The organism is Parvibaculum sp. (assembly GCF_039680535.1).
Classification (GTDB): Bacteria; Pseudomonadota; Alphaproteobacteria; order Parvibaculales; family Parvibaculaceae; genus Parvibaculum.
The window spans coordinates 73,375-97,254 of record NZ_JBDKSS010000022.1; the positions used below are offsets into that span (position 1 = coordinate 73,375).

The 23,880-nt window shown below is 63.3% G+C and carries 23 protein-coding genes; 14 read left to right on the forward strand and 9 right to left on the reverse strand.

The window, feature by feature from the left end; translation table 11 throughout:
- Window position 1 precedes the first annotated feature (1 nt).
- On the forward strand, window positions 2-985 hold the full coding sequence (gene lipA, locus ABFC66_RS14385) for a lipoyl synthase (RefSeq protein ID WP_346741655.1): 984 nt from the start codon (window positions 2-4) through the stop codon (window positions 983-985).
- Window positions 986-993: 8 nt separating this feature from the next.
- Window positions 994-1,470 (forward strand): type II toxin-antitoxin system RatA family toxin, encoded by a 477-nt coding sequence (locus ABFC66_RS14390; protein ID WP_346741656.1) that lies wholly within the window; start codon window positions 994-996, stop codon window positions 1,468-1,470.
- On the opposite strand, the gene ABFC66_RS14395 is transcribed toward ABFC66_RS14390, so the two are convergent.
- From ABFC66_RS14395 to ABFC66_RS14405, 3 genes are read right to left on the reverse strand one after another with little or no spacing between them, the layout of a single operon-like run.
- Window positions 1,471-1,965 carry a CinA family protein gene (locus ABFC66_RS14395; RefSeq protein ID WP_346741657.1) on the reverse strand — a complete coding sequence of 165 codons (495 nt, stop codon included), beginning with the start codon at window positions 1,963-1,965 and terminating at the stop codon, window positions 1,471-1,473.
- A complete protein-coding gene (locus ABFC66_RS14400) occupies window positions 1,965-2,462 on the reverse strand; it encodes a phosphatidylglycerophosphatase A (protein ID WP_346741658.1) in 498 nt (165 codons plus the stop codon). The genes ABFC66_RS14395 and ABFC66_RS14400 overlap by 1 nt, the downstream gene beginning before the upstream one ends.
- Window positions 2,459-3,610 carry a bifunctional 2-C-methyl-D-erythritol 4-phosphate cytidylyltransferase/2-C-methyl-D-erythritol 2,4-cyclodiphosphate synthase gene (locus ABFC66_RS14405; RefSeq protein WP_346741659.1) on the reverse strand — a complete coding sequence of 384 codons (1,152 nt, stop codon included), beginning with the start codon at window positions 3,608-3,610 and terminating at the stop codon, window positions 2,459-2,461. Before ABFC66_RS14405 ends, ABFC66_RS14400 begins: the two co-directional genes overlap by 4 nt.
- Window positions 3,611-3,736: 126 nt before the next feature.
- Between ABFC66_RS14405 and dusB the strand changes: the two genes are divergently transcribed.
- Genes dusB through ntrC form a run of 3 tightly spaced genes read left to right on the forward strand, consistent with a single transcriptional unit; the run spans window position 3,737 to window position 7,326 of the window.
- Window positions 3,737-4,747: a tRNA dihydrouridine synthase DusB gene (gene dusB / locus ABFC66_RS14410; protein WP_346741721.1), complete on the forward strand. Its 1,011-nt coding sequence runs from the start codon at window positions 3,737-3,739 to the stop codon at window positions 4,745-4,747.
- Entirely contained in the window at window positions 4,747-5,871 is a 1,125-nt protein-coding gene (locus tag ABFC66_RS14415) for a nitrogen regulation protein NR(II) (RefSeq protein WP_346741660.1), read from the forward strand. The genes dusB and ABFC66_RS14415 overlap by 1 nt, the downstream gene beginning before the upstream one ends.
- A 12-nt stretch (window positions 5,872-5,883) precedes the next feature.
- The gene (gene ntrC, locus ABFC66_RS14420; protein WP_346741661.1) at window positions 5,884-7,326 is read left to right on the forward strand and encodes a nitrogen regulation protein NR(I); all 1,443 of its coding nucleotides are present in this window, start codon (window positions 5,884-5,886) and stop codon (window positions 7,324-7,326) included.
- A gap of 1 nt (window position 7,327) precedes the next feature.
- Here ntrC and ABFC66_RS14425 read toward each other — a convergent pair whose 3' ends face one another.
- From ABFC66_RS14425 to ABFC66_RS14435, 3 genes are read right to left on the reverse strand one after another with little or no spacing between them, the layout of a single operon-like run.
- Entirely contained in the window at window positions 7,328-7,816 is a 489-nt protein-coding gene (locus ABFC66_RS14425; protein WP_346741662.1) for a DUF6691 family protein, read from the reverse strand.
- Window position 7,817: 1 nt separating this feature from the next.
- Complete coding sequence (locus ABFC66_RS14430; protein WP_346741663.1) at window positions 7,818-8,240, reverse strand: YeeE/YedE family protein; 423 nt, start codon at window positions 8,238-8,240, stop codon at window positions 7,818-7,820.
- An 11-nt stretch (window positions 8,241-8,251) separates the two neighbouring features.
- On the reverse strand, window positions 8,252-9,520 hold the full coding sequence (locus ABFC66_RS14435) for an outer membrane protein transport protein (protein WP_346741664.1): 1,269 nt from the start codon (window positions 9,518-9,520) through the stop codon (window positions 8,252-8,254).
- A 372-nt stretch (window positions 9,521-9,892) separates the two neighbouring features.
- Between ABFC66_RS14435 and ABFC66_RS14440 the strand changes: the two genes are divergently transcribed.
- From ABFC66_RS14440 to ABFC66_RS14465, 6 genes are all read left to right on the forward strand, one after another.
- Entirely contained in the window at window positions 9,893-12,199 is a 2,307-nt protein-coding gene (locus ABFC66_RS14440; RefSeq protein ID WP_346741665.1) for a PAS domain-containing sensor histidine kinase, read from the forward strand.
- The gene (locus tag ABFC66_RS14445) at window positions 12,189-13,583 is read left to right on the forward strand and encodes a sigma-54 dependent transcriptional regulator (protein WP_346741666.1); all 1,395 of its coding nucleotides are present in this window, start codon (window positions 12,189-12,191) and stop codon (window positions 13,581-13,583) included. The genes ABFC66_RS14440 and ABFC66_RS14445 overlap by 11 nt, the downstream gene beginning before the upstream one ends.
- Before the next feature lie 21 nt (window positions 13,584-13,604).
- Window positions 13,605-14,462, forward strand: a complete 858-nt coding sequence (locus ABFC66_RS14450; RefSeq protein WP_346741667.1) for a D-amino-acid transaminase — start codon at window positions 13,605-13,607, stop codon at window positions 14,460-14,462.
- Between the two features lie 197 nt (window positions 14,463-14,659).
- Window positions 14,660-14,908, forward strand: coding sequence for an RNA chaperone Hfq (gene hfq / locus ABFC66_RS14455; protein WP_152216817.1), 249 nt, complete (start codon window positions 14,660-14,662; stop codon window positions 14,906-14,908).
- 117 nt (window positions 14,909-15,025) lie between these two features.
- Window positions 15,026-16,354 carry a GTPase HflX gene (gene hflX / locus ABFC66_RS14460; protein ID WP_346741722.1) on the forward strand — a complete coding sequence of 443 codons (1,329 nt, stop codon included), beginning with the start codon at window positions 15,026-15,028 and terminating at the stop codon, window positions 16,352-16,354.
- Between the two features lie 3 nt (window positions 16,355-16,357).
- Window positions 16,358-17,176 carry an inositol monophosphatase family protein gene (locus ABFC66_RS14465; RefSeq protein ID WP_346741668.1) on the forward strand — a complete coding sequence of 273 codons (819 nt, stop codon included), beginning with the start codon at window positions 16,358-16,360 and terminating at the stop codon, window positions 17,174-17,176.
- Here ABFC66_RS14465 and ABFC66_RS14470 read toward each other — a convergent pair whose 3' ends face one another.
- The 3 genes from ABFC66_RS14470 to ABFC66_RS14480 all read right to left on the reverse strand — a co-directional run bounded on the left by ABFC66_RS14470 (window position 17,177) and on the right by ABFC66_RS14480 (window position 20,671).
- Complete coding sequence (locus ABFC66_RS14470; RefSeq protein ID WP_346741669.1) at window positions 17,177-19,099, reverse strand: diguanylate cyclase; 1,923 nt, start codon at window positions 19,097-19,099, stop codon at window positions 17,177-17,179. It abuts the gene before it with no gap.
- Between the two features lie 78 nt (window positions 19,100-19,177).
- Entirely contained in the window at window positions 19,178-19,999 is an 822-nt protein-coding gene (mazG, locus tag ABFC66_RS14475) for a nucleoside triphosphate pyrophosphohydrolase (protein ID WP_346741670.1), read from the reverse strand.
- Between the two features lie 21 nt (window positions 20,000-20,020).
- Entirely contained in the window at window positions 20,021-20,671 is a 651-nt protein-coding gene (locus ABFC66_RS14480) for an MBL fold metallo-hydrolase (RefSeq protein ID WP_346741671.1), read from the reverse strand.
- Between the two features lie 217 nt (window positions 20,672-20,888).
- On the opposite strand from ABFC66_RS14480, the gene ABFC66_RS14485 reads away from it, so the two are divergent.
- The 3 genes from ABFC66_RS14485 (at window position 20,889) to ABFC66_RS14495 (ending at window position 23,864) form a co-directional block, all read left to right on the forward strand.
- Window positions 20,889-21,263 carry an HU family DNA-binding protein gene (locus ABFC66_RS14485; protein ID WP_346741672.1) on the forward strand — a complete coding sequence of 125 codons (375 nt, stop codon included), beginning with the start codon at window positions 20,889-20,891 and terminating at the stop codon, window positions 21,261-21,263.
- 169 nt (window positions 21,264-21,432) lie between these two features.
- Complete coding sequence (locus ABFC66_RS14490) at window positions 21,433-21,780, forward strand: RidA family protein (protein WP_346741673.1); 348 nt, start codon at window positions 21,433-21,435, stop codon at window positions 21,778-21,780.
- Window positions 21,781-22,010: 230 nt separating this feature from the next.
- On the forward strand, window positions 22,011-23,864 hold the full coding sequence (locus tag ABFC66_RS14495) for an AMP-binding protein (RefSeq protein WP_346741674.1): 1,854 nt from the start codon (window positions 22,011-22,013) through the stop codon (window positions 23,862-23,864).
- The last annotated feature ends 16 nt before the right edge of the window (window positions 23,865-23,880 follow it).

Consider the following 23,880-nt stretch of genomic DNA (forward strand, 5'->3'; position numbering starts at 1 on the left):
CATGGCCATCATCATCGACACGCTCAAGGACGAGGGTTCCGGTTCCAGCGAGAAGCCGCGCCCGCGCCATCCGGAAAAGGCCAACCGGCCCGATACGCCCGTGCTTCGGAAACCCGAATGGATCAGGGTCAAGGCGCCGGGCTCACCCGTCTACACCGAGACAAAGCGCATCGTCCGCGACAACAGCCTCGTCACCGTCTGCGAGGAGGCGGGCTGCCCCAATATCGGAGAGTGCTGGTCGAAGAAGCACGCGACCATGATGATCATGGGAGACACCTGCACGCGCGCCTGCTCCTTCTGCAATGTGAAGACCGGCTTGCCGGGCGCGCTCGACAGGGATGAGCCCGAGCATGTGGCGAACGCGGTCGAGAAGCTCGGCCTTCTCCATGTCGTCATCACGTCGGTCGATCGCGACGATCTCGCCGATGGCGGCGCACAGCATTTCGTCGAAGTGATCGAGGCGATCCGCCGCCGTTCGCCCGCGACGACGATCGAAATTCTGACGCCGGATTTCCTGCGCAAGGAAGGGGCTCTCGAAAAGGTCGTTGCGGCGCGTCCGGACGTCTTCAACCACAATCTCGAAACCGTGCCGCGCCTCTATCCGACCATTCGCCCGGGCGCGCGCTATTTCCATTCGCTGCGGCTCCTTCAGCGCGTGAAGGAAATCGACCCGTCGATCTTCACCAAGTCCGGCATCATGGTAGGACTTGGCGAGACGCGCGAGGAAGTGCTGCAGGTCATGGACGACATGCGCTCCGCCAATATCGACTTTCTGACCATCGGCCAGTATCTCCAGCCGACGCGCAAGCATGCGGCGGTGGATCGTTTCGTCACGCCGGAAGAGTTCAAGTCCTATGAGACGATTGCGCGGACGAAGGGCTTTCTGCTCGTGTCCGCAAGCCCGCTGACGCGCTCGTCCTATCACGCGGACTCGGACTTTGCGCTGCTGCGCGAGGCGCGCAACGCGCAGCTCGCGCGGGCTTAAGGTCTCCGATGCCAACCACCCGTCAGACGCAGGAAGTGCCCTACGGAGCGGACGAGATGTTCGCGCTTGTCGCGGGCATCGAGCGTTACCCCGAATTTCTGCCCTGGTGCGCGGGCGCGCGCATCCGCAAGCGCGAGCGCGCTGGCGACAGGGAAATCGTCACCGCCGATCTGATCGTCGCCTACAAGGTCTTCCGCGAGCAATTCACGAGCCGGGTCACGCTTGACCCCAAGGCGCGGAAGGTCGATGTGGAATATGTGCAGGGACCGTTCAAGTATCTGGTGAACAAGTGGGAGTTCGAGCCGCTGCCCGATGGTGGTTCGCGCATCCACTTCTTTATCGATTTCGAATTCCGCAGCGCGACGCTGCAGGCTCTCATCAGCAGCTTTTTCACCAAGGCCTTCACGCGCATGATGCAGGCCTTCATCGACCGCGCCGATGCGCTTCATGGAAAGCCTGCGCTGCCGCAGCAGGCTTCCGACTGATCAGATCATCCGCTGGAGAAGTTCGAGCGCGACCTCGACGCTCTTCAGGCGGATTTCCTCGCGGCCGATATCGCCGAAGCGCTGGACTTCATGGATGATGTTGCGTCCGCGCCGCGCGGCGCCGAAATGGACGAGGCCGACAGGCTTCAGCGCCGTGCCGCCGCCGGGGCCTGCAACGCCCGTGACCGAGACCGAAATCTGCGCGCGCGAATTGTTGAGCGCGCCCTCCGCCATGGCGCGGGCGACAGGTTCGCTCACCGCGCCGAAATCGGAAATGAGATCGCCGGGCACGCCCAGCGCATCGCGCTTCGCCTCATTGGAATAGACGACGAAGCCGCGCTCCACGACATCTGACGAGCCCGGAATTTCTGTAAGCAGCGCGGCGATGAGCCCGCCCGTGCAGGACTCGGCGGTCACGATCTTGATCTTCGCCTCGCGGCAATCGCCGAGCAGAAGTTCGGCGCGCTGAACGAGTGGACGTGGAAATATCGACATCAGAACGCCCCGGTGAAATGGCGGACAAGAAGGGTAACGAGGATCGCGTAAGCGGCAGCCACGATATCATCCAGCATGATGCCGAGTCCGCCCTTGAGCTTGCGGTCGGCAAGGCTGACCGGCCATGGCTTCAGGACATCGAAGAAGCGGAAGAGCAGAAAGCCCGCGCCCCAGGCGACGGGCGCAAGCGGCATGACAGCGAGCACCAGCCATTGCGCGGCAACCTCGTCGATGACGACTTCGGAAGGATCTTCTTTTCCCTTCGCGGACGCATAGCGCGAGGCGGCGGGAATGCCGAGGGCGAAGGCGAGGGCGGCGGCGACGACGAGGGCCGCGGGACCGCCGAGCCAGGCGAGAAGCAGCGCGGGCGGTAGTGCCGCGAGCGAACCCCATGTGCCCGGCGCCTTCGGGAGCAGGCCCGAGCCGAACCATGTCGCGACGAGCGTCGCCGGATCGGTGAAGCGGAGTCCGGCGGGAAGCGGCGTCAGCTTCATCATGCGCCGAAACGCAGATTGGCGAGCGCCTGCGCGGCGAGGCCCTCGCTGCGGCCTGTGAAGCCGAGGCCCTCCGTCGTCGTCGCCTTGACGCTGATGCGCGAAATATCGATGCGGAGGATTTCAGAAAGGCGCTCGCGCATGGCCTCGCGCCACGGGCCGATCTTCGGGCGCTCGCAGATGAAGGTCACGTCGACATTGACGATGCGTGCGCCTGCGCGGGCTGCGAGTTCCGCCGCATGCGCGAGAAAGCGGTCCGACGACGCGCCTTTCCACTGCGGATCGCTTGGCGGGAAATGCCGGCCGATATCGCCTTCGCCGATGGCGCCGAGGATTGCATCGGTGAGCGCGTGGAGCCCGGCATCGGCGTCGGAATGTCCGACGAGCCCATGCGTATGGGGCACTCGCACGCCGCACAGCATCACGTGGTCGCCCTCGCCGAAGCGGTGAACGTCGTAGCCGGTGCCCGTGCGATATTCCGCCGTGGCTTCGAGAAGGCGCTCAGCGCGGGAGAGATCGTCGGCACTTGTGATCTTCATGTTGGCTTCATCCCCCTCGATCATCGCGACCTCGATGCCTGCGGCGGCGGCGACCGCCACATCATCCGTCATCTCGCCGCCCGCCGCCTGCCGGTGCGCGGCGAGGATGGCCGGAAAGTGGAAGGCCTGCGGCGTCTGCGCCCGCCAGAGACCGTCGCGCGGGACCGTTTCGCCTGCAAGCCCGCCTGCCGCCCTTCGGATCGTATCGGTGACCGGCAAGGCCACCAGCGCGCCCGCATGGTCGCCCAGCGCCTCTATGCTGCGGGAGATGATGACGGGGCTGACCAGCGGCCTCGCGCCGTCATGGATCAGGACGCGGGCGGGGTTGGCGGCTGCCAGCGTCTCAAGGCCGAGGAGCACGGAGGATTGCCGCGTGGGGCCACCCATACAAGGCGCCAGAAGCTTCGGAAGGCCAATGGCTGCTTCGTCATATGCCTGCCGGTCGTCGGGGTGTATGACCGCAAGAACCACGTCTATGCCGGGATGCCGCGCAAAGGCGCGGAGCGTCCGGCGCAGCACCGATTCACCCGCCAGCAGGCGGTATTGCTTGGGCGCGCCCGGGCCGGCGCGTGTTCCCCGGCCCGCCGCCACGATGAGCGCGGCAACAGTCATATGGCTCGTTTACGCGGGTGGCGGCAGGACGTGCAAGATCGAAATGAAATCCTCTTGCAGCGCACAAAAACCGAAGGTAGTCTGACTAAACTTTGTGCAAGTTCATTTGGTGCCTAAATTTTGTCCATCGCGGTCGGTTCCCATTTTCTCCGCACCCCCGTTTTGCTAGCACCCATGGCCGGTGTAACGGATCTGCCCTTCCGGCGGGTCGCTCACAGGCTCGGCGCGGGTCTCGTCGTTTCTGAAATGGTGGCGAGCGACGAGCTGGTACGGGCGCGGCCTGACGTCGTCCGCCGCGCCGCGGGCGCTGGCGAAGTGAAGCCGCTGGCGATCCAGCTTGCGGGCCGAGAGGCGCATTGGATGGCCAAAGGCGCCGCCATTGCCGAGGAGGCGGGCGCCGACATCATCGACATCAACATGGGTTGTCCGGCCAAGGCGGTCACGAACGGGCTTTCGGGCTCGGCCCTGATGCGCGATCTCGACCATGCGCTGACGCTGATCGAGGCGACGGTAGGGGCCGTCTCGGTCCCCGTGACGCTCAAGATGCGGACGGGCTGGGACGACGAATCGCGTAATGCGCCGGAGCTTGCGAGACGGGCCGAAGCGGCGGGCGTGAAGATGGTCACGGTTCATGGACGCACGCGCTGCCAATTCTACAAGGGCCGCGCCGACTGGGGCTTTATCGCCCGGGTCCGGGAAGCGATCTCCATTCCGCTCATCGCCAATGGCGATGTGACGAGCGAGGAGGATGCGCGGGCCATTCTCGATGCTTCGTGTGCTGACGGCGTGATGATCGGCCGGGGCGCGCAAGGCCGGCCCTGGTTCCTCGCGCAGGTCGCGCACTACCTCAAGACCGGCGAGAAGCTTTCCGCGCCTTCATGGGCCGAACAGGGCCGCATCGTGGATGCGCATTACCGCGACATGCTCGCTCACTATGGCGAAGGGCTGGGCCTACGCGTCGCGCGCAAGCACCTCGTCTGGTACCTCGAGGAAGCGTCGCGGGCCCTTCCCGAAGAGGCAATGGCGACGAAGAGAGATGTCGTTCGCCTTCATGACACGCAAGCGGTGCTTGCCCGCGTGGCCGAGTTCTACGCGCGCGCCGCGGATCAATTTGACAGTGAAAGAGAGGCCGCATAATGGCGCAAGGCGCGATGCAGACGGCAACGGGGCTGAAGCCCGACTCGGCGGCGATCCTTAACGCGATGCCGCATCCGGTGCTCATGCTCGACGACAACATGCGCATCGAATATGTGAACGATAGTGCGGAGCAATTCTTCGCGGCGAGTTCGGCGGTTCTTCTCCGGCACAAGCTCAGCGACTTTGTGGCCTTCGGCAGCCCTGTTCTCGCACTTATCCAGCAGGTGCACGAGCATGGCGTGTCGGTCAACGAATACGGCGTCGAAATCGGCACGCCGCGTTCGGGCGACCGGGCCGTCGATATTCAGGTGACGCCGGTCGTTGAATATCCCGGCCATGTGCTGCTCATTCTTCAGGTGCGCACAATGGCGCACAAGATGGACCGTCAGCTCACGCATCGCGGCGCCGCGCGTTCCGTCACCGGTATGGCCGCGATCCTCGCGCATGAGATCAAGAATCCGCTTTCGGGCATTCGTGGTGCGGCGCAATTGCTCGAACTGACCGCGCCGCCCGAGGACCGCCCCCTGACGCGGCTCATCTGCGATGAGACGGATCGCATCTGCAAGCTCGTCGACCGAATGGAAGTCTTCTCCGACGAACGGCCCGTGCCGCGCGAGCCGGTCAACATCCATGTCGTGCTCGGACACGTGAAACAACTCGCCCAGACGGGCTTTGCCAAGGGCATAAAGATAGCCGAGGAATACGACCCCTCATTGCCGCCGGTGCTCGGCGACAAGGATCAGCTGATCCAGGTCTTTCTCAACCTCGTGAAGAATGCGGCGGAAGCCATCGGCAAGCCCGACGGCGAGATCGTGCTGACGACGGCCTACAGGCCCGGCGTGCGCCTTGCGATGCCCGGACGCCGCGACCGCGTGAGCCTGCCGCTTGAAATATGCGTCATCGATGACGGCCCCGGCGTGCCGGACGACCTGATGCCGCATCTTTTCGATCCTTTCGTCACGACCAAATCATCGGGAACGGGCCTCGGTCTCGCGCTGGTAGCGAAGATCATCGGCGATCATGGCGGCATCGTTGAATGCGAAAGCCAGCCGCGCCGCACCGTCTTCCGCGTTCTATTGCCCATGCACACCGGCGAGGTCCCCATGCCCGCCAATTCGAAGTAGGAGTAGCCTTCCATGCCGAGCGGCACCATTCTTCTCGCGGATGACGACGCAGCGATCCGCACCGTGCTCAACCAGGCCCTGGGGCGTGTTGGCTATGACGTGCGTGCGACGAGCAATGCGGCGACGCTGTGGCGCTGGGTGGCGCAGGGCGACGGCGATCTCATCATCACCGACGTCGTGATGCCCGACGAGAATGCCTTCGACCTCATTCCGCGCATCAAGCGCGCGCGGCCGGAAATCCCGATCATCGTGATGAGCGCGCAGAACACGCTCAAGACAGCGATCACGGCGGCGGAGCGCGGCGCCTATGAATATCTGCCCAAGCCCTTCGATCTCAACGAGCTGATCCGCGTCGTCGATCGCGCCATGACGGCGCCGCGCGAAAGCGCAGTACCGCGTTCCACGTTGCAGGAAGACGAGAAGATGCCGCTCATCGGCCGCTCGCCGGCGATGCAGGACATCTATCGCGTACTCGCGCGCCTGATGCAGACGGACCTCACCGTCATGATCTCGGGCGAGAGCGGCACCGGCAAGGAGCTCGTCGCCCGCGCGCTGCATGAATATGGCAAGCGCCGCAACGGGCCCTTCGTCGCCATCAACATGGCCGCGATCCCGCGCGAACTGATCGAGAGCGAACTCTTTGGCCATGAGAAGGGCGCCTTTACCGGCGCGAGCCAGCGGGCCACGGGCCGCTTCGAGCAGGCGGAAGGCGGCACGCTTTTCCTCGACGAAATCGGCGACATGCCGATGGAAGCGCAGACGCGACTCCTGCGCGTGTTGCAGCAGGGCGAATACACGACCGTCGGCGGACGCACGCCGATCAAGACCGATGTGCGCATCGTCGCGGCGACGAACCGCGACCTCCGGCAGCTCATCAATCTGGGCCTCTTCCGCGAAGACCTGTTCTTCCGCCTGAACGTCGTGCCGATCCGGCTGCCCCCATTGCGGGAGCGCGCGGAGGATATTCCGGACCTCGTTCGCCACTTCCTCGATCAGGCGGAAGCCGAAGGCCTGCCGCCCAAGACCATCGACGCAGAGGGCATGGAACTGCTCAAGCGCTATCGCTGGCCGGGTAACGTGCGCGAGCTTGAAAACCTCGTGCGCCGTCTGGCCGCGCTCTATACGGAAGACATCATCGGCGCTTCGGTTCTGGAGACGGAACTGGCGGAGCCCGACTTCAGCCGTCCGACGGAACAGGCACCGAGCGACGAGCCGCTGTCGTCGTCGGTCGAGCGCGCGCTCAACAGGCTCTTTGCGCAGCACGGAGATGCGCTGCCGCCTCCGGGCCTCTACGACCGCATTCTGCGCGAAGTGGAGAAGCCGCTTTTCGGCATGACGCTGGCGGCGACGCGCGGCAACCAGATCAAGGCCGCGCATCTCCTGGGCATCAACCGCAATACGCTGCGCAAGAAGCTGAAGGATCTCGACGTGCAGGTGATCCGGGGACTGAAGTAATTCAGTCCGCCGGATGACCGGTGGCGATCTTTTCCTTCGGAGGGAAGTAGATCGCCCCGCGTGCTATATCGACCAGCAGGATGCCGGCGGCCAACGCCGAGACGAAGACGAGCGCCTGCGGGGTGAAGCTCATCAGCAGCACGAGGCCGGGGCCGGGGCAGATTCCGCTGAGGCCCCAGCCGAGGCCGAAGATGGCGGCACCGGCAACGAGCGGCGCATTGATCCGAAAACGGTCTGGAAGATTGATGCCGCCGCCCAGCAAGGAACGGTGATGGCGGCGCGCATAGGCGAAGGCGGGGGCCGCGACGAGGATCGCCCCGCCCATGACGAATGCGAGCGCGGGATTCCACGTCCCCGTGATGTCGAGGAAGTCCGCAACGCGTTGCGGATCGACCATGTGCGACACGATCAGGCCGAAGCCGAAAACGAGGCCGAAAAATGCCGACGTGAGAATGGGCAGCAGCGTGCGTGCAGAAGTCTTCGTGCTCATGTCAGTACCCCACAGGCAGGCCGAGGTGGCGCACCGCATAGACGGTCAGGGCCGCAACGACCATGAAGGTGCCGGTTGCGGTGAGGGAACGCAGCGACAGGTTGGACAGGCCGCACACGCCATGTCCGCTGGTGCAGCCGCCCGAAAGCCGGGTGCCAATGCCCACGAGCAGGCCCGCAATTGCCAGGGTGATGAGCCCTGCCTGATGATGAGGAACGGGTACTTCAATCTTCGCGAACGGCGCAACCAGCGGAGCAGCGATCAGGCCCGCGAGGAAAGCCCACCGCCATAGCCCCGGCTTGCCGGTCAGAGCATTGCCGAAGACGCCGCTGATGCCGGCGATCGATCCGTTGACGAGCAGCAGCCCCGCCGCCGCCGCGCCGATCAAGATGCCGCCGATTGCGGCCGTCGCGAAGATTTCCATATGAATCCGTCCTAGTCTCCGAGCTTCCAGCCCAGGGCGACGCCGACGGACACTTCACTCAGGTGGAGTTTGACATTGCCGCCGCCGAAGCTGGTCGGAATGGCACCGTTGCCGGTGACCTCAGTGCGGGGAGCATACAACGCGAAGCCGCTCACGTCGAAGCCTGCCGGTGTGGTCCAAGTGGCACCCGCCGTAAAGTGATGCTGCACAACGCCGGGCGCGAGAATGTTGAAGAGCGCCTCGTCGCCCTGCACGGGCTGCGTATTGTAGGCCCAGCCGCCGCGTACCTGCCATTGCGGATTGATGCGGTAGTTGAGGCCAGCCTTGATCGTCGTCACGTTCTCCCAGCCGAATCCGGGGCCGTTGTCCGTGCCGAGCTGCTTGCCGAGGAAGAGGCTGCTGATCGAATTGCCGACCGCGCCTACGTCGGCATATTCGATCCGCGTCAGGTCGACGGCGAGATCGAGATCCTGCGTGACCTTGTAGGCGACGCCGATGCCATAGGTCGAAGGCACGTCGAAGCTGCCCTGGCCTTCGAACAGGCCCGCATATTTCTGGAATTTCTCGGTGTAGCCCTTGGACTGCCAGAATGCACCGACCGAGAGGTCCGGCGTCCACTGGCCGAAATAGCCGACGCTGGCGCCGACGCCATACGCGCTGTCCTTGCCGCGGTCGGAAAGCGCGCCCGCGTTCGACGAGTAGCCGCCGAAAAGGCCGACGCCGCGCGCGTCGAAGAACTGGTCGATGATCTTCACGGAGGCACCGATCGTGTGCCCCTTGGCGAATTCATAGGAGATGGTCGGCGAGACGAAGAGCTGCGAGAGGTTGACGCCCGCAGTGCCCGGCGAACCGAAATAGGGGTTGGTCGAATAGGAGGTGTTCATGCCGCCATTGCCATAAACGGCGATGCCAACCGACCATTGGTCGTTCAGGCGGTGCGTGTAGCCGATCTGCGGGATGACGAAGGAGCTCTTGCCGTTGCCGCTGAAGCTGCCGTCGAAGACACCGAAGCCATTGGCCGTATCGGTGAGTTCCGCGCCGCGGCTCGGGATGAAGACTTCGGCGCCGATGTCGAAGCGTTCTCCGAGGGCGGAAAGCGTGGCGGGGTTGGTCGCGATGGCCAGCGCGTCTTTCGGGTAGGCTATGGCCGCGCCGCCAAGGCCTTGCGACTGAACGCCGTAGCCGTTTTCAAAGTAACCATTCGTCGCCTGCGCGGGAGCGGCGAGCACGAGCAATGCGAGGGCTGCGCCGCCCGCGACTTCATATGTTTTTCTGTTCACTTGAGAAACGGTCCCAATTTACGGCCAACGATTTCAGCGTCCACTTTGGGACATTTGGAAGTAACCCCATCAAACAGATGTAGTCAACTGACTTTTTGGGGATTTAGACCAGCGCCGTCGTCCGCGACCGGAAAAAAGGCCAGAGAGAGGGCCCGCGCCGCCGCTATTTGCGGCGGCCATACAGCAATCCGCGCCTTTCCTGAGAATAGTTGTAAACAGGCCACATTGTGGTTGCTGTGCCGCGATTCGCAGGCCAGAATGCCGTTTGAACCGATTTTTTCGTGGCAGATTGGGCACAGGCGGCGCATCGCGCTGTAGTTCGCCGGTTGGCGAATGGCTCGGTCGGCGCCGTGCGCGAGGACCCCACGGGGCATGACGGTAACGGACCATTTGGGCAAGAGAAGCTGGGACAGCCGGCTCTGGGGCCTCATGTCCCGGCGCGGCTTTTCGGGCGCGTTGGCCGTTGGCCTCGTCGTTGCTGCGATCGTCCTCGGCTCCTTCACCTATCTGACGCTTACCGGTCTCACCCCGCTTCGGCCCGGCCGGGTCCTCGTCATCGTGCTGCTTCTCAGCAACATGAGCATCGTCCTGATCCTCGCGGCGCTCATCTGCTGGCGGGTGGTACGGCTCATCATCGCGCGGGTCAGCGGCGCTGCGGGCGCCAAGCTCCATGCGCGGCTCGTCGCCATGTTCGCGGTCGTGGCGGTCATGCCCGCGATCATCGTCGCCGTCTTTGCGGCGGTAACGCTCAATCGCGGCCTCGATGCCTGGTTCAGCGAGCGCACGCAGACGATCATCTCCAATGCGCAGACCGTGGCGGAAGCCTATCTGGACGAGCATCACCATGTGCTGCGCGGGGATGCGCTGGCGATGGTCACCGACCTCGATCGCGCCGCCCCGTACCTGGCATCGAACCCCGAGCGCTTCCAGCAACTGGTCGCGACGCAGGCGGCGCTCAGGTCGCTGCCTGCCGCCTATGTCATCAACGCCAAGGGGCGGCTGCTCGCCAAGGTGACGGCCAGCGTGGCGCCCGACATGGGGCTGCCGTCTTCCGAGCAGTTCGCCAAGGCGGACAAGGGCGAGGCCGTGCTCTGGACGGTGGAGCAGCACAATCAGATCCGGGCTCTGGTGAAACTGAGCGCGCTCGACGACGCCTATCTCTATGTCGGCCGTTTCGTCGATGCCCGCGTTCTCGAACATCTGGCGCAGACCCGCGAAGCGGTGGACGAATACCAAAGCCTCGAGAAGCGCCGCATCACCTTCCAGGTCACCTTCGCGTTGATCTATGTCGCCATGGCGCTGGTGACCTTGCTTGCCGCGATCTGGCTTGGTCTCTGGGCATCGAACCGCCTCATCGATCCGATCAGCAAGCTGGTTCAGGCGTCGGAGCGCGTGAGTGCAGGCGATTGGGGCGCCCGCGTCGAACCGGGCGAAACGGGTGACGAGCTCGACGTGCTGTCCAATGCCTTCAACCGCATGACGAGCGAGCTTGAGAGCCAGCGCAAGGATCTCGTGGACGCCAACCACGAACTGGACCAGCGGCGCCAGTTCACGGAGGCGGTGCTTTCCGGCGTCAGCGCAGGCGTGTTCGGCCTCGATTACGAAGGCCATATCAACCATGCGAACCGGGCCGCGCTGCGCTTCTTCGGCAAGGCGGCGGACGAGTTGGTCGGGCGCGATATTGCGGCCGCTATCCCCGAGATGGCGGCGGTCGTGGGCGAGGCGCAAGCCCATCCGGACAGGCGCGCGCAGGCGCAGGTCGTGATCATGCGGGACGGTCTGGAGCGGACGCTCAACATTCGTGTCACCAGCGAGCTGACGGATTCGGCGCTGGGCGGGTTCGTGCTGACCTTCGACGACATCACGGAACTGGTGCGCGCGCAGCGCACCTCCGCCTGGGCGGACGTGGCGCGGCGCATCGCGCATGAGATCAAGAACCCGCTGACGCCGATCCAGCTTTCGGCCGAGCGGCTTAAGCGCAAATACACCAAGGAAATTCACTCCGATCCGGAGGTTTTCCAGCAATGCACCGACACGATCATCCGGCAGGTGACCGATATCGGACGCATGGTGGACGAGTTTTCGTCTTTCGCGCGAATGCCGACGGCGCATATCAAGCCGATCGAGATCAACGAGATCGTGCGGCAAGCGGTATTCCTTCAGCGCGTCGCGCAGCCGGATATCGAGTATCAGCTCGAGATGTCGAGCGATCCGGTGGTTCTCGATTGCGACGGGCGCCTCGTCAGCCAGGCGCTGACCAACATTCTGAAGAATGCGGCGGAAGCAATCCGGGGGCAGGAACCCGAAGCGGAAGGTGAGGACGCCTCACAACACCGTGGCGGCCATCTCGGCCGCGTTCACGTGGCGCTGGTGGAGGCGCCGGGGACCGTTTCCATCGTGGTGACGGACTCAGGCTGCGGCCTGCCGCAGACGGACCGGGCGCGCCTGACGGAGCCTTACATGACCACGCGCGCGAAGGGCACAGGGCTCGGCCTCGCAATCGTGAACAAGGTCATGGAAGACCATGGCGGCTCGCTTCTGCTTAGCGATGCGCCGGCGGCGGAAGGCTGGGAGAGCGGCGCTCGCGTCGCGCTCGTCTTTCCGCGGATTCACGGCGACGCAGAGCTTCCGGAAACAATCGAGACTACGACAGAGAACGAGGCGGTAAATGGCATCTGACATTCTCATTGTCGATGACGAGGCGGATATCCGCGAGCTCGTTGCAGGTATCCTCAACGACGAGGGCTATGACACGCGGGTCGCCGGAGACAGCGACGGCGCGCTCGCAGCCATCGAAGCGCGTCGGCCGGGCCTCGTGGTTCTCGACATCTGGCTGCAGGGAAGCCGCCTCGACGGGCTCGAAGTTCTCGACGCCGTGCATGAGCGCCATCCCGACCTGCCGGTCGTCATCATCAGCGGCCATGGCAATGTCGAGACGGCGGTCTCGGCGATCAAGAAGGGCGCCTACGATTTCATCGAGAAGCCGTTCAAGGCCGACCGCCTGATCCTCATCATTCGCCGCGCCATCGAAGCCTACAAGCTCAAGCGCGAGAACGACGAGTTGAGAAATCGCGTCGGCGACGAGACGACGCTGATCGGCTTGTCGCCGACCATCGCGCAGGTGCGCCAGACCATCGACAAGGTGGCGCCGACGGGCAGCCGCGTGCTCATCACTGGTCCCTCGGGCTCCGGCAAGGAGATCGTGGCGCGGCTTCTTCACGCCCGCTCTCGCCGCGCGGAAGGGGCCTTTATCGCGATCAATACGGCGACCATGGCGCCGGAACGCATGGAGATCGAGCTTTTCGGCACAGAGGCGTCGTCGGCGGGCCCCCGCAAGGTGGGCGTCTTCGAGCAGGCGCATGGCGGCACGCTGTTCCTCGACGAAGTGGCGGAAATGCCCATCGAGACACAGAGCAAGATTCTGCGCGTGCTCGTCGACCAGACCTTCGAGCGGGTCGGCGGCGGCCCGAAGGTGAAGGTCGATGTGCGCGTCGTCTCCTCGTCGAGCCGCGATCTTCAGGATGAAATCGCCAAGGGACGCTTCCGCGAGGACCTTTATCACCGCCTGAATGTCGTGCCGATCCATGTGCCGCCGCTTTCGTCGCGGCGCGAGGACATTCCGATGCTGGTCGATCACTTCATGGGCCTGATCTCCCGTGCCACGGGCCTCCCGGCGCGCCGGATCTCGGAAGACGCCATGGCGGCGCTCCAGGCGCATGACTGGCCGGGCAATGTCCGCCAGTTGCGGAACAACGTCGAACGGCTGCTCATCCTGACATCGGGCGATCCGGGCGCGGTAGTGACCGCCGACATGCTTCCCGCGGAGGTCGGCTCCTCGGCACAGATCACTGTCAACGGTTCGGGCGGCGAGCACATCATGGCGCTGCCGCTTCGCGAGGCGCGCGAGACCTTCGAGCGCGAGTACCTGATGGCCCAGATCAGCCGCTTCGGGGGGAATATCTCGCGCACGGCGGCCTTCATCGGCATGGAGCGTTCGGCGCTGCACCGCAAGCTGAAGTCGCTCGGTGTCGCGACAGCCTCGCGTCCCGATCTGCCGATCTGACGTCAGAGCAGGAAGCCCATCTTGTCACGTATTGCCTATGTCAACGGCCGCTACGTCCGCCATGCGGATGCGAGCGTCCATATCGAGGATCGCGGCTACCAGTTCGCCGATGGCGTCTACGAGGTCTGCGGCATTCGCGGCGGCAGGCTCATGGACGAGGAATTGCACCTCGCCCGGCTTCAGAGGTCGCTTTCGGAGCTGCGGATCGCGAGCCCCATGCCGCTCGCCGCGCTGCGGCAGGTGCTTCGTGAAGTGGTGCGCCGGAACCGGATCGAGAACGGGCTCGTCTATTTTCAGGTCACGCGCGGCGTCGCGCCTCGCGATCATCCATTTCCCGGCGCCCATGTGAAGCCGTCGCTCGTGGTTACGGCGAAGCGGCTCAACATGGCGCGGGTCCAGCAGTCGGTCGAGAAGGGCGTCGCGGTCGTCACCATGCCCGATCTGCGCTGGGCGCGGCGCGACATCAAGTCGATCGCGCTGCTTCCCAACATATTGGCCAAGCAGGCGGCGCGAGAGGCCGGCGCCTATGAGGCCTGGCTGGTCGATGCCGAGGGATATGTGACCGAAGGTTCTTCGACCAATGCGTGGATCGTCGACAAGGAAGGGCGGCTCATCACCCGCTCATTGGGGCCTGACATCCTTCCGGGCATCACCCGCGCGGTCCTTCTCGACGCGGCGAGGCAGGAGGGGATCGAGATTGTCGAGCGTCCGTTCACACCGGATGAGGCGAAGTCGGCGCGCGAGGCGTTCATCAGCGCATCCTCCGCCGTCATCATTCCCGTCGTTCGGATCGATGACAGGGCGATCGGCAACGGGGCGCCCGGTTCGATCACGCTTCGCCTCCGTGAGGCCTATTCGAAGGTCGGCCTGCTGAGCTGAAACGTCCTTGGGCGGCGTTATCGACAAAAAAGTGCGGCAAAAGTCGCATTCATGCGTTTTCGCACTTGCAGCATTTTAGAAATAGAACAGATTAAAGGGGTCCGCATCTCTTGCCCCAACGGGGCGGAGGCAAAGCCATCGAGGTCGGCCGCTGCGGCCGTGTCGACCCGGCCAAATTTTACAAATGGGGTTTACCCATGAGCGAGAAGACCCATAACTTGCAGGATACGTTCCTGAACTACGTTCGCAAGAACAAGACGAACCTCACGATCTTCCTTGTGAATGGGGTGAAGCTTCAGGGCGTTGTGACCTGGTTCGACAACTTTTGTGTGTTGCTGCGTCGTGATGGCCACTCGCAATTGGTCTATAAGCACGCCATATCGACGATCATGCCTTCGTCGCCCGTGCAGCTTTTCGAGCCGGGAGCGAATGGCGAGGAGGCTTAAGGCCCTTTCTTGACCGATCTGGACAATTCTGGCGGCGATACGAAGCGCCGCGACAAAAGCCGTTCCGGCAGCGCCTCGGGCCACGATGCGCGGCGCAAGCGTACGCGCGCCTTTGTGCTGGTGCCGTGGCTCAAGACGGCGGAACTCGACGCGAAGCGGAAGGGACAACCTTTCCGCTCGCAAACGGCACGCCTCGAGGAGGCACTGGGCCTCGCGGCCGCGATCGACCTCGACCTTGTCGGCAATGCCATCGCCGTGATCTCCGATCCACGCCCGGCGACGCTGATCGGCGAGGGCAAGGTCGATGAGTTGAATGGCCAGCTGGAGGAGCTGGAGGTCGAGCTTGTGATCGTGGACGGGCATCTGTCGCCCGTTCAGCAGCGCAACCTCGAACGCGCCTGGAAGGTCAAGATTCTCGACCGCACGGGCCTCATCCTCGAAATCTTCGGTGAGCGGGCCCATACGCGCGAAGGCGCATTGCAGGTCGAGCTTGCCCATCTCAATTACCAGAAGAGCCGTCTGGTTCGCAGCTGGACCCATCTCGAGCGTCAGCGCGGCGGCTTCGGCTTCCTCGGTGGTCCGGGCGAAACTCAGATCGAGGCCGACCGGCGCATCATCATGGAACGCATCACCAAGATCGAGCGGCAGCTCGAAACGGTGAAGCGGACGCGCGAGCTGCATCGCAAGACGCGGCGCGAAGTGCCTTATCCGGTCGTGGCGCTGGTCGGCTACACCAACGCCGGCAAATCGACGCTGTTCAACCGGCTGACCGAGGCAGGTGTCTTTGCGGAGAACCTGCTCTTCGCGACGCTCGACCCGACGATGCGCGCGGTGTCGCTGCCGAGCGGCCGCAAGATCATCCTGTCGGACACGGTGGGTTTCATCTCTGACCTGCCGACGCATCTCGTCGCTGCTTTCCGGGCGACGCTCGAAGAGGTGCTGGAGGCGGAAGTCATCCTGCATGTGCGGGATGCGTCGCACGAAGAGAGCGAGATCCAGAAGCACGACGTCGAGGCCGTTCTTGCCTCGCTCGGGCTTGCCGGAGAGAAGGCAGAGGAACCGCAGCGGCCGATTGTCGAAGTTCTGAACAAGATCGACAGCCTCGCGCCGGAAGCGCATGACGCGGTGGTGAATGCCGCCGCGCGCGATCCGCTGACCGTTGCAGTGTCCGCATTGACCGGCGAAGGCACGGCTACGCTGCTCACGCTGATCGACAAGCTCATCGTCGACAAGGGGATCACCCTTCGCATCACGATTTTGCCCAATGAAGGCGAGCTCATGGCCTGGCTCCATGAGCATGGGCAGGTTCGCAGGCGCGTGAACGAGGAAGACGGCTCCATCGTTCTCGATGTGAACCTTTCCGAGGCCGAGTTCGGACGGCTTGAAAAGCGCTATCCCGAACTCAAGGGACGCGTCGAAGCCATGATGGCGAATGCGGCGGAATAGGCCATGAGCAGTCTCGCCGATGAGGTCTCGGACCTGATGCGTGAAGTCGCGGCGCTGGAAATCATGCCGCGCTTCCGGGCGCTGAAGGATGGCGACGTCGAGGAAAAATCCAAGGGCGACTATGTGACCATCGCCGACCGCGAGGCGGAGCTGTGGCTCACACCGCGGCTTGCCGCCCTGGTCGCCGGGTCGCATGTGCTGGGAGAGGAGGCTGTTGCCGCCGACAGGTCGCGCCTCTCGCTGATCGAGAGCGATGCGCCCGTCTGGACCGTCGATCCGGTGGATGGCACCAGCAACTTCATTGCGGGCCGGGAGACCTTCGGCGTGATGATCGCGCTGGTGCGCGGCGGCGTGACGGAGCTTGCATGGATCTATCTGCCTGCTTCCGGCGAACTGGCCACGGCGGAGCGCGGCGGCGGAGCCTGGTGGACCTCGGGTGGCAAGACGGTGCGGCTCAGTACCGGCCATGGCCCGGAAGACCTGCGCGACATCGTGGGCGCGTTCAACACACGCTTCATGCCGGACGAGTGGCGAATGCGTGTCGAGGGTCTTGCGGGCCATGTCGGGCGCGAGGCAAACGATCTCTGCTCGGCGGTCGACTACACCTCGGTCGCGCGCGGGCTCAAGGATATCGTGACCTACCACCGCATGATGCCATGGGACCACGTGCCCGGATCGTTGATTGTGCGGGAGGCCGGCGGCGTTGTCCGCGATATGGCCAACGGGGCCGATTACGTGCCGCGTACGCTTGCCGGGCCGCATCTCGTGGCGCGCGACGAAAAGACCTGGCTACGCGTTTCGGACGCGACGCATCGCAGCTGATCAGCTGCCAAAGAGAGCTGACGAGCCCAGCCCGTCTGACGTTTCAGAATCGGGTGCGGAAATTTCGATGAGATTGGTCGCGTGCGGGGTGACATGGACGGGCACCGCGATTTCGACGCGGTTTCGTCCGCCGTTCTTGGCGATGTAAAGAGCTTGATCGGCAGCCTCGAGCAAAGTCTTCACGTCCGAGGCATGATCCGGAACGAGAGCGACGCCGAGCGAGATTGTAAAATGCTTGAGCTGAACTCCGTTGTGGATCAGCTGCATTTCCGCTGCGGCCTTTCGCAGATTTTCGGCGCACTCGGTCGCGCGCTCCATCGTCGCGCCGGGCATGACAATCAGGAATTCCTCGCCGCCGAAGCGGCAGACGAGATCGCTGGCGCGGACATGCCGGGGCATGAGCTCCGAGAGATACTTCAGCGCTACGTCGCCCGCATCATGTCCATATTCGTCGTTGAAATCCTTGAAATGATCGATGTCGATCATGATCGCTCCGATGGAGAGATCGCTGCGCTCCGCGCGCGCCTGAAGAAGCTCCAAAGCTTCCTGCAGGAAACGGCGATTGAAGAGGCCGGTGAGCGGGTCGCGGATGGACTGCTCGCGGAGGGTTTCGCGAAGACGCAGATTGACGAGGGCAAGCGCCAATGTTTCGGCCAGCACGCGAAGATCCTGTGCCTCGATAGCCCATGGCACGGTTTCGTCTGTCCGTTCGAGATAGAGCAGTCCCACCGTCTCGCTTTGAGCGACAAGAGGGAGGCAGCGATAACCCAACACGGCATCGGGCTTGATGTGCTCGCAAACGACGTCAGCCGCGACGTTCTTGATTTCATGTGCTTGTCCGCGCCTCAGACCCCAACAACTCTGCGGGCTGAATTCGGGCGTATCTCCCTTGGGCTCGCCCCATTGCGCTACCTCCGTCAGCACCGTGCGCGACCCGGAAAAGATGTAGAGCGCGCCTGGAATATCGGGAAAAAGCTGCGGGACGAACCTTTCCACAAGGGATGCAAACTCATTGATGTTCGAGCAGCCGGGAAGCCGATATGCGACGCGGCCGAGCAGATCGATTGAACGGGTTCGGGCGATGACTTCGTCGTTTCGGGCCATCAGTTCCTTGTTGGTCCGTTTCAACTCCTCTTCGGTGGCCACGCGCTTCGCGTTTGCGTCACTCAGGTGCAGCGCCAGGCGGTTGAAGGCCCTCGCGACGAGCCCCAACTCGTCGCCTTCCGGAACCTCGATCTCCCGCGGGCTTTCGTTCTGGCTGATCGTGTCGAGCCCGGTGGCGAGGGCGATAATCGGGCGCATCACATATCGCATCGAGACCATGATTGCGATGAGGGACATCACGATAATGAAGGCGCCACCAAGGGCGATAAAGTTCGAAACCCAGCGCCGTGCCTGGTCGAGCCGTGTCCATATTTCATCGGTGTGCATCTCGACATGACCAATCAGCGCATTGATCGCAATATCGGTCTGCTTCCGGTCGATGGCATGCATCTTTATGCCTATTTCCGCCACCTGACGCGAAGGCGGGGGGCGGCCTCCCGCGAGTTCGATATCTTTATCCAAACGAGCCAGGCGTGCGGCGGCAATCATGCCGATGGTCTTGCCTTCCGCCGTCTTGTCGTCGCCGCCAGGCGTCATGGCTTCGATGCTGGCGATTGCTTCGAGGAGCTTTCCACGCGCGTCCTTATAGACGGGGATGGCTCGAGGATTCGTCTTCTGGAGGAACGTCTCATGCGCTTCCTCGGTATCCTTGAGCGCAAGCGTCACTCGTTGGGCCTGGATCATCAGGCCGATTGCTGCGCGATTCTCGTCTATGAGCTCCTGGTAACTCAGGAACGTCCAGAACAATGTGCCAAATAACAGCGCCAGCACTGTGAGCACAGCGCCTTCGAAGAACCAAATGCGTCTACGGATGGACATGCGCAAATGTTACTTTGAGTAACAGCGCAAATCACCACAAAAGAGACGTATAAAAATCAGAGTAATGAACGCTTCAGTTTACTTTTGGCCGCGCTCGATAAGCTTTGCTTCCGTCCAAAGAGCATCCATTTCTTCCAGCGTTGAATCCTCTGGTCGACGGTTGGAGGCGGAAAGCCGATCTTCGATATGCTTGAAACGGCTTGAAAACTTTGCGTTTGCGCGACGCAACGCGGCCTCCGGATCGATTTTCATGTGACGCGCCAGATTGGCGTACACGAACAACAAGTCGCCGAATTCATCTTCGAGGCGATCCGCATCGCCGCCCTTGGCGAGCTCTTCGGATAGCTCGAGCATCTCCTCGTTGAGCTTGTCGAGCACTTCGACCGTGCTCGGCCAATCGAAGCCGACACGTGCTGCGCGGTTCTGAAGCTTCACGGCGCGTGTCAGCGCGGGGAGGGCGAAGGGCACATCGTCCAGAATGCTCGCGGACGCCGGCTTTCCCTTCGCGGCCTTTTCCTGTTCCTTGATGTCGTCCCACCGCCCCTTTACGGCAGCCGCCGAGCCGGAGGTCTCATCGCCGAAGACATGTGGATGGCGACGGATCATCTTTTCGCAAATCGCGCGGACCACGTCCTCGAAGGCGAACAGCCCGGACTCTTCCGCCATCTGCGCATGGAAGGCGACCTGGAGTAGAAGGTCGCCAAGTTCCTCGCGCAGGTCGGCCATGTCGCCGCGCTCTATTGCGTCCGCGACTTCATAGGCCTCCTCGATCGTGTAGGGCGCAATGGTCGCGAAGTTCTGTTCGATATCCCAGGGACAGCCGCCATCGGGATTGCGCAGCTTGGCCATGATTGCCAGAAGGGCTTCGATGCGCCCGAGGTCGGTGGGAACTGCGCTCAACTGGGACTCCGGGGCAAAAGGTCAGGCGAACGTGTCGTCTGCGACGAACGGATTGGTGCGCCGCTCCGCGCCGAAGGTGGAAAGCGGTCCGTGGCCCGGCACGAAGGTGACGTCGTCGCCAAGTGGCCAAAGGCGTTCGCGGATGGAGGAGACAAGGGCGTTGTAATCGCCCTGCGGCAGGTCGGTGCGTCCTATGGAGCCCTGAAACAGCACGTCGCCGACGATGGCGAGGTGTGAGGGAGCGTGGAAGAACACGACATGACCCGGCGTGTGGCCGGGGCAATGGATCACGTCGAACGTCAGTCCGGCAACATCGACCGTGTCGCCGTTTTCCAGCCAGCGGTCCGGCACGAATGCGCCGCATTCGGGAAAGCCGTATTTGCGGGCCTGTTCCGGCAGGGCTTCGATCAGGAAGAGATCGGCGCGATGCGGACCTTCGATGGGAATGTTGAGCTTCCGCGCCAGATCGCCCGCGGCCGCGGCATGGTCGAGATGCCCATGTGTAAGGAGAATCTTGTCGAGGGTGATTCCCGCCTCCTCGACGGTGCCGATAATGCGGTCGAGATCGCCGCCGGGATCGCTCACCGCGCCATGCATGGTGTCGTCGTTCCAAAGCAGAGTGCAGTTCTGCTGGAACGGAGTCACAGGGAGAATCGCTGCTTTCAGGCTCATGACGCGGGCGCTTTTTTCAATGATGGTACGTCTCAAGGTAGGTACGCATGTGCGATATGTCCAATGGTGACGGGCTTTTTCGTGCCTTTCATGTCGAAATCTGTGAATAAACGCGACATGCGGGGCGAAAAAAGCGTTGGGGCCCAGCAAACTCTTGGCGTTTTTTCGAATCTCGTGAAAGATAGTTACCGGTTCCACCAAGGACGAATCACAAATCATGGCAACAAAAGCAGCAGCTAAACCCGCAGCCAAGGCCGCAGCCAAACCTGCCGCCAAGGCACCGGCCGCCAAGGCGGCCAAGGCCGCGACGGCTCAGGTCACCATTCCGCTTTCGAAGATCATTGCGGAACTTGCGGAAAAGCACGATCTGTCGAAGAAGGCAGCGGCTGCCTTGTTCGACGATTTCGTCGAGCTCACCGTGAAGAACCTGAAGAAGGGCAACAAGGTCCGCATCACCGGCCTCGGCATCCTTCAGGTCCGCAAGCGCGCCGCGCGTATCGGCCGCAACCCGGCCACGGGCGAGCAGATCAAGATCAAGGCGTCCAAGAAGGTCGCTTTCCGCGTCGCGAAGGATCTGAAGGAAGCGATCTGATCGCTTTCTCTCGGTTCCGCGTCTAGCGGTCGATCGGTAAACGATAGCCACTGCGCTGTCGCGAAAGGCGGTCCCTATGGGCCGCCTTTTCGTTTGCTGGCCCTATTGGGGACTGGTATCAAATCGCGCCCGCGAAGCGGGGCAAATATCGTTTTCAAGGAGTGGAGCTATGGCGATCCGTCGATTGGGCGTAGGCAAGCGGTTGAGCGAAGCGGTGGTGCATGGCGATCGCGTGTTCCTCGCCGGACAGGTAGCGGAGGACGCGTCTGCGCCGATCCGCGGGCAGGCGCAGCAGATCCTTGGCCAGATCGACGCGCTCCTGGCCGAAGCCGGCACCGACAAGTCGAAGCTCATCTTCGTCCAGATCTGGCTTGCCGACATGGGTGACTACGACGTCTTCAACGAGGTCTGGGACGCCTGGGTCGACCCGCAGAACCTCCCGGCGCGTGCCTGCGTGCAGTCGCCGCTGGTGAAGCCGGAATGGAAGGCCGAGGTTCAGGTCACCGCCGCCATTTGAGGCGCAGTCAACATCCGAACGGGCGAGCTGGAATGCTCGTCCGTTCGGTCCGCTGCCGTTTTCAACATGAGCATTGAAGACGCGGCAGGTGCTTCGACGCCGCTGTCGTTGGCTGATTGTGCAGCGCATCATTTCGACGATGCAGTGGCCCACCGCTGAACGATGGTCAGACAGGCTTTTTCCGTCTAGGTTTCCCGCAATGGGAGTCCAAAAAGAGGCGGAATAAAGCCATGAATACCTACGTCAAAGCGCCATTCAAGCCCGTGAAATTTCTTGAGCGCGACATCGAGCTGGAACGGCGCGACGACGGCTCGATGATCATGCGCTCGCGGATTCCGCTCAAACCCTACGAAAAGCATATCCCCGCCTTCTTTCGCCATTGGAGCGAGACGCAGCCGGACCGTACCTGGCTGGCGCAGCGGCGGGGTGAAGCGCGCGACTGGCGGCGTCTGAGCTATGGCGAGGCGCGTGCGACGGTGGACGCGCTAACGCAGGCCCTTCTCGATCTCGACCTCGGGCCGGACAGCGCGGTCATGATCCTGAGCGGCAATTCGCTCGAGCACGCCATGATGACCATGGCGGCCATGCAGGCGCGACTTCCGGCAGCGCCGGTGTCGCCCGCCTATTCGCTGATGAGCGAGGACCACGCGAAGCTCAAGCATGTCTTCGACCTGTTGCAGCCGGGCGTCGTCATGGTGCAGAACGGCAAGCCTTTCGAGCGAGCGCTGCAGACGCTCGATCTCTCGGGCGTCACTGTCGTCCATGTCGAGGCAGCGCCCTCCGGGGTCAGCAGCGTGTCCTTCGACGAATTGGCGAAGACGCCGGTAACGCCGGACGTCGAAAAGTCGGTTGCGGCCATCGAACCCTCGACCATCGGCAAGCTGCTCTTCACCTCGGGCTCGACCGGCATGCCCAAGGCAGTCATCAACACGCAGGAAATGATGACGGCGAACGTCGCCATGTCGCAGCAGTCGCGCCCGCGGGACGAGGATGCCATCGCGCCGATCGTCCTCGACTGGCTGCCCTGGAACCACACCATGGGCGGCAATGCCGGCCTGCATGGTCTGCTCGCCGATGGCGGAACGCTCTATATCGACGACGGTCGGCCCGTGCCCGGCCTGTTCGAAGAGACATTGCGGAACCTGCGCGAGGTGTCGCCGACCTATTACGCGAATGTGCCCGCAGGCTATGCGGCGCTTGCTACTGCGCTGGAGCAGGACGACGCGCTCGCTGCGACCTTCTTCAAGAATCTCGAAGTGCTCGGCTATGGCGGCGCCACGCTGTCGGACGATCTCTATCACCGGATGCAGAGCCTTGCCGTGCGCCATACCGGTCACCGGCTCGTATTCTTTACCGGCTGGGGCTCGACCGAGACCGCGCCGACGGCGACCTCGACCTATTGGGCGACGGAGCGCGTCGGCCTGATCGGCCTGCCGTTCCCCGGCATCGATCTGAAGCTCGTGCCTGCGGGCGACAAGTATGAGCTGCGCCTGCGTGGTGTGACGGTTACGCCGGGCTACTACAAGCGTCCGGATCTCACCGAAGGCGCCTTCGACGAGGAAGGCTTCTACAAGATCGGCGATGCCGGCATCTTCGTCGACCCGAACAGACCGGAAGAAGGTCTCATCTTCTCCGGCCGCGTCGTCGAAGACTTCAAGCTCGACTCCGGCACTTTCGTGCATGTGGGCTCGCTGCGCGTCGCGGCGATCGCAGCGGCTTCTCCCGTCATTCAGGACGCTGTGGTGACCGGACAGGACAGGCCCTTCATCGGCCTGCTCGCCTGGCCGAATGTCGAAGCTTGCCGCCAGGTTGCGGGAAAGCCGGACGCGTCGGTCGATGAGCTCGTTTCCGATCCCAAGGTGGTGGCGACCATCGTGGAGGGCTTGCGGGCGCATAACGCCGCCAACAAGGGTTCAAGCACTCAGGTTCGCCGCGTGATCCTGATGACCGAGCCGCCATCGGTCGACGGCAACGAGCTGACCGACAAGGGCTATATCAACCAGCGTGCCACGCTGGCGCGCCGTGCCGGTCTGGTCGAGAAGCTTTATGAGGAACCTGCCGCAAGCGGCGTCATCGTCATCTGACGGTGGCCGCGCGCAT

Coding starts and splice junctions, on each gene's coding strand:
- lipA (WP_346741655.1), top strand. CDS start 2: ATGGCCATCATCATCGACACGCTCAAGGACGAGGGTTCCGGTTCCAGC.
- ABFC66_RS14390 (WP_346741656.1), top strand. CDS start 994: ATGCCAACCACCCGTCAGACGCAGGAAGTGCCCTACGGAGCGGACGAG.
- ABFC66_RS14395 (WP_346741657.1), bottom strand. CDS start 1,965: ATGTCGATATTTCCACGTCCACTCGTTCAGCGCGCCGAACTTCTGCTC.
- ABFC66_RS14400 (WP_346741658.1), bottom strand. CDS start 2,462: ATGATGAAGCTGACGCCGCTTCCCGCCGGACTCCGCTTCACCGATCCG.
- ABFC66_RS14405 (WP_346741659.1), bottom strand. CDS start 3,610: ATGACTGTTGCCGCGCTCATCGTGGCGGCGGGCCGGGGAACACGCGCC.
- ABFC66_RS14415 (WP_346741660.1), top strand. CDS start 4,747: ATGGCGCAAGGCGCGATGCAGACGGCAACGGGGCTGAAGCCCGACTCG.
- ntrC (WP_346741661.1), top strand. CDS start 5,884: ATGCCGAGCGGCACCATTCTTCTCGCGGATGACGACGCAGCGATCCGC.
- ABFC66_RS14425 (WP_346741662.1), bottom strand. CDS start 7,816: ATGAGCACGAAGACTTCTGCACGCACGCTGCTGCCCATTCTCACGTCG.
- ABFC66_RS14430 (WP_346741663.1), bottom strand. CDS start 8,240: ATGGAAATCTTCGCGACGGCCGCAATCGGCGGCATCTTGATCGGCGCG.
- ABFC66_RS14440 (WP_346741665.1), top strand. CDS start 9,893: ATGACGGTAACGGACCATTTGGGCAAGAGAAGCTGGGACAGCCGGCTC.
- ABFC66_RS14445 (WP_346741666.1), top strand. CDS start 12,189: ATGGCATCTGACATTCTCATTGTCGATGACGAGGCGGATATCCGCGAG.
- hfq (WP_152216817.1), top strand. CDS start 14,660: ATGAGCGAGAAGACCCATAACTTGCAGGATACGTTCCTGAACTACGTT.
- ABFC66_RS14465 (WP_346741668.1), top strand. CDS start 16,358: ATGAGCAGTCTCGCCGATGAGGTCTCGGACCTGATGCGTGAAGTCGCG.
- ABFC66_RS14470 (WP_346741669.1), bottom strand. CDS start 19,099: ATGTCCATCCGTAGACGCATTTGGTTCTTCGAAGGCGCTGTGCTCACA.
- ABFC66_RS14480 (WP_346741671.1), bottom strand. CDS start 20,671: ATGAGCCTGAAAGCAGCGATTCTCCCTGTGACTCCGTTCCAGCAGAAC.
- ABFC66_RS14485 (WP_346741672.1), top strand. CDS start 20,889: ATGGCAACAAAAGCAGCAGCTAAACCCGCAGCCAAGGCCGCAGCCAAA.
- ABFC66_RS14490 (WP_346741673.1), top strand. CDS start 21,433: ATGGCGATCCGTCGATTGGGCGTAGGCAAGCGGTTGAGCGAAGCGGTG.
- ABFC66_RS14495 (WP_346741674.1), top strand. CDS start 22,011: ATGAATACCTACGTCAAAGCGCCATTCAAGCCCGTGAAATTTCTTGAG.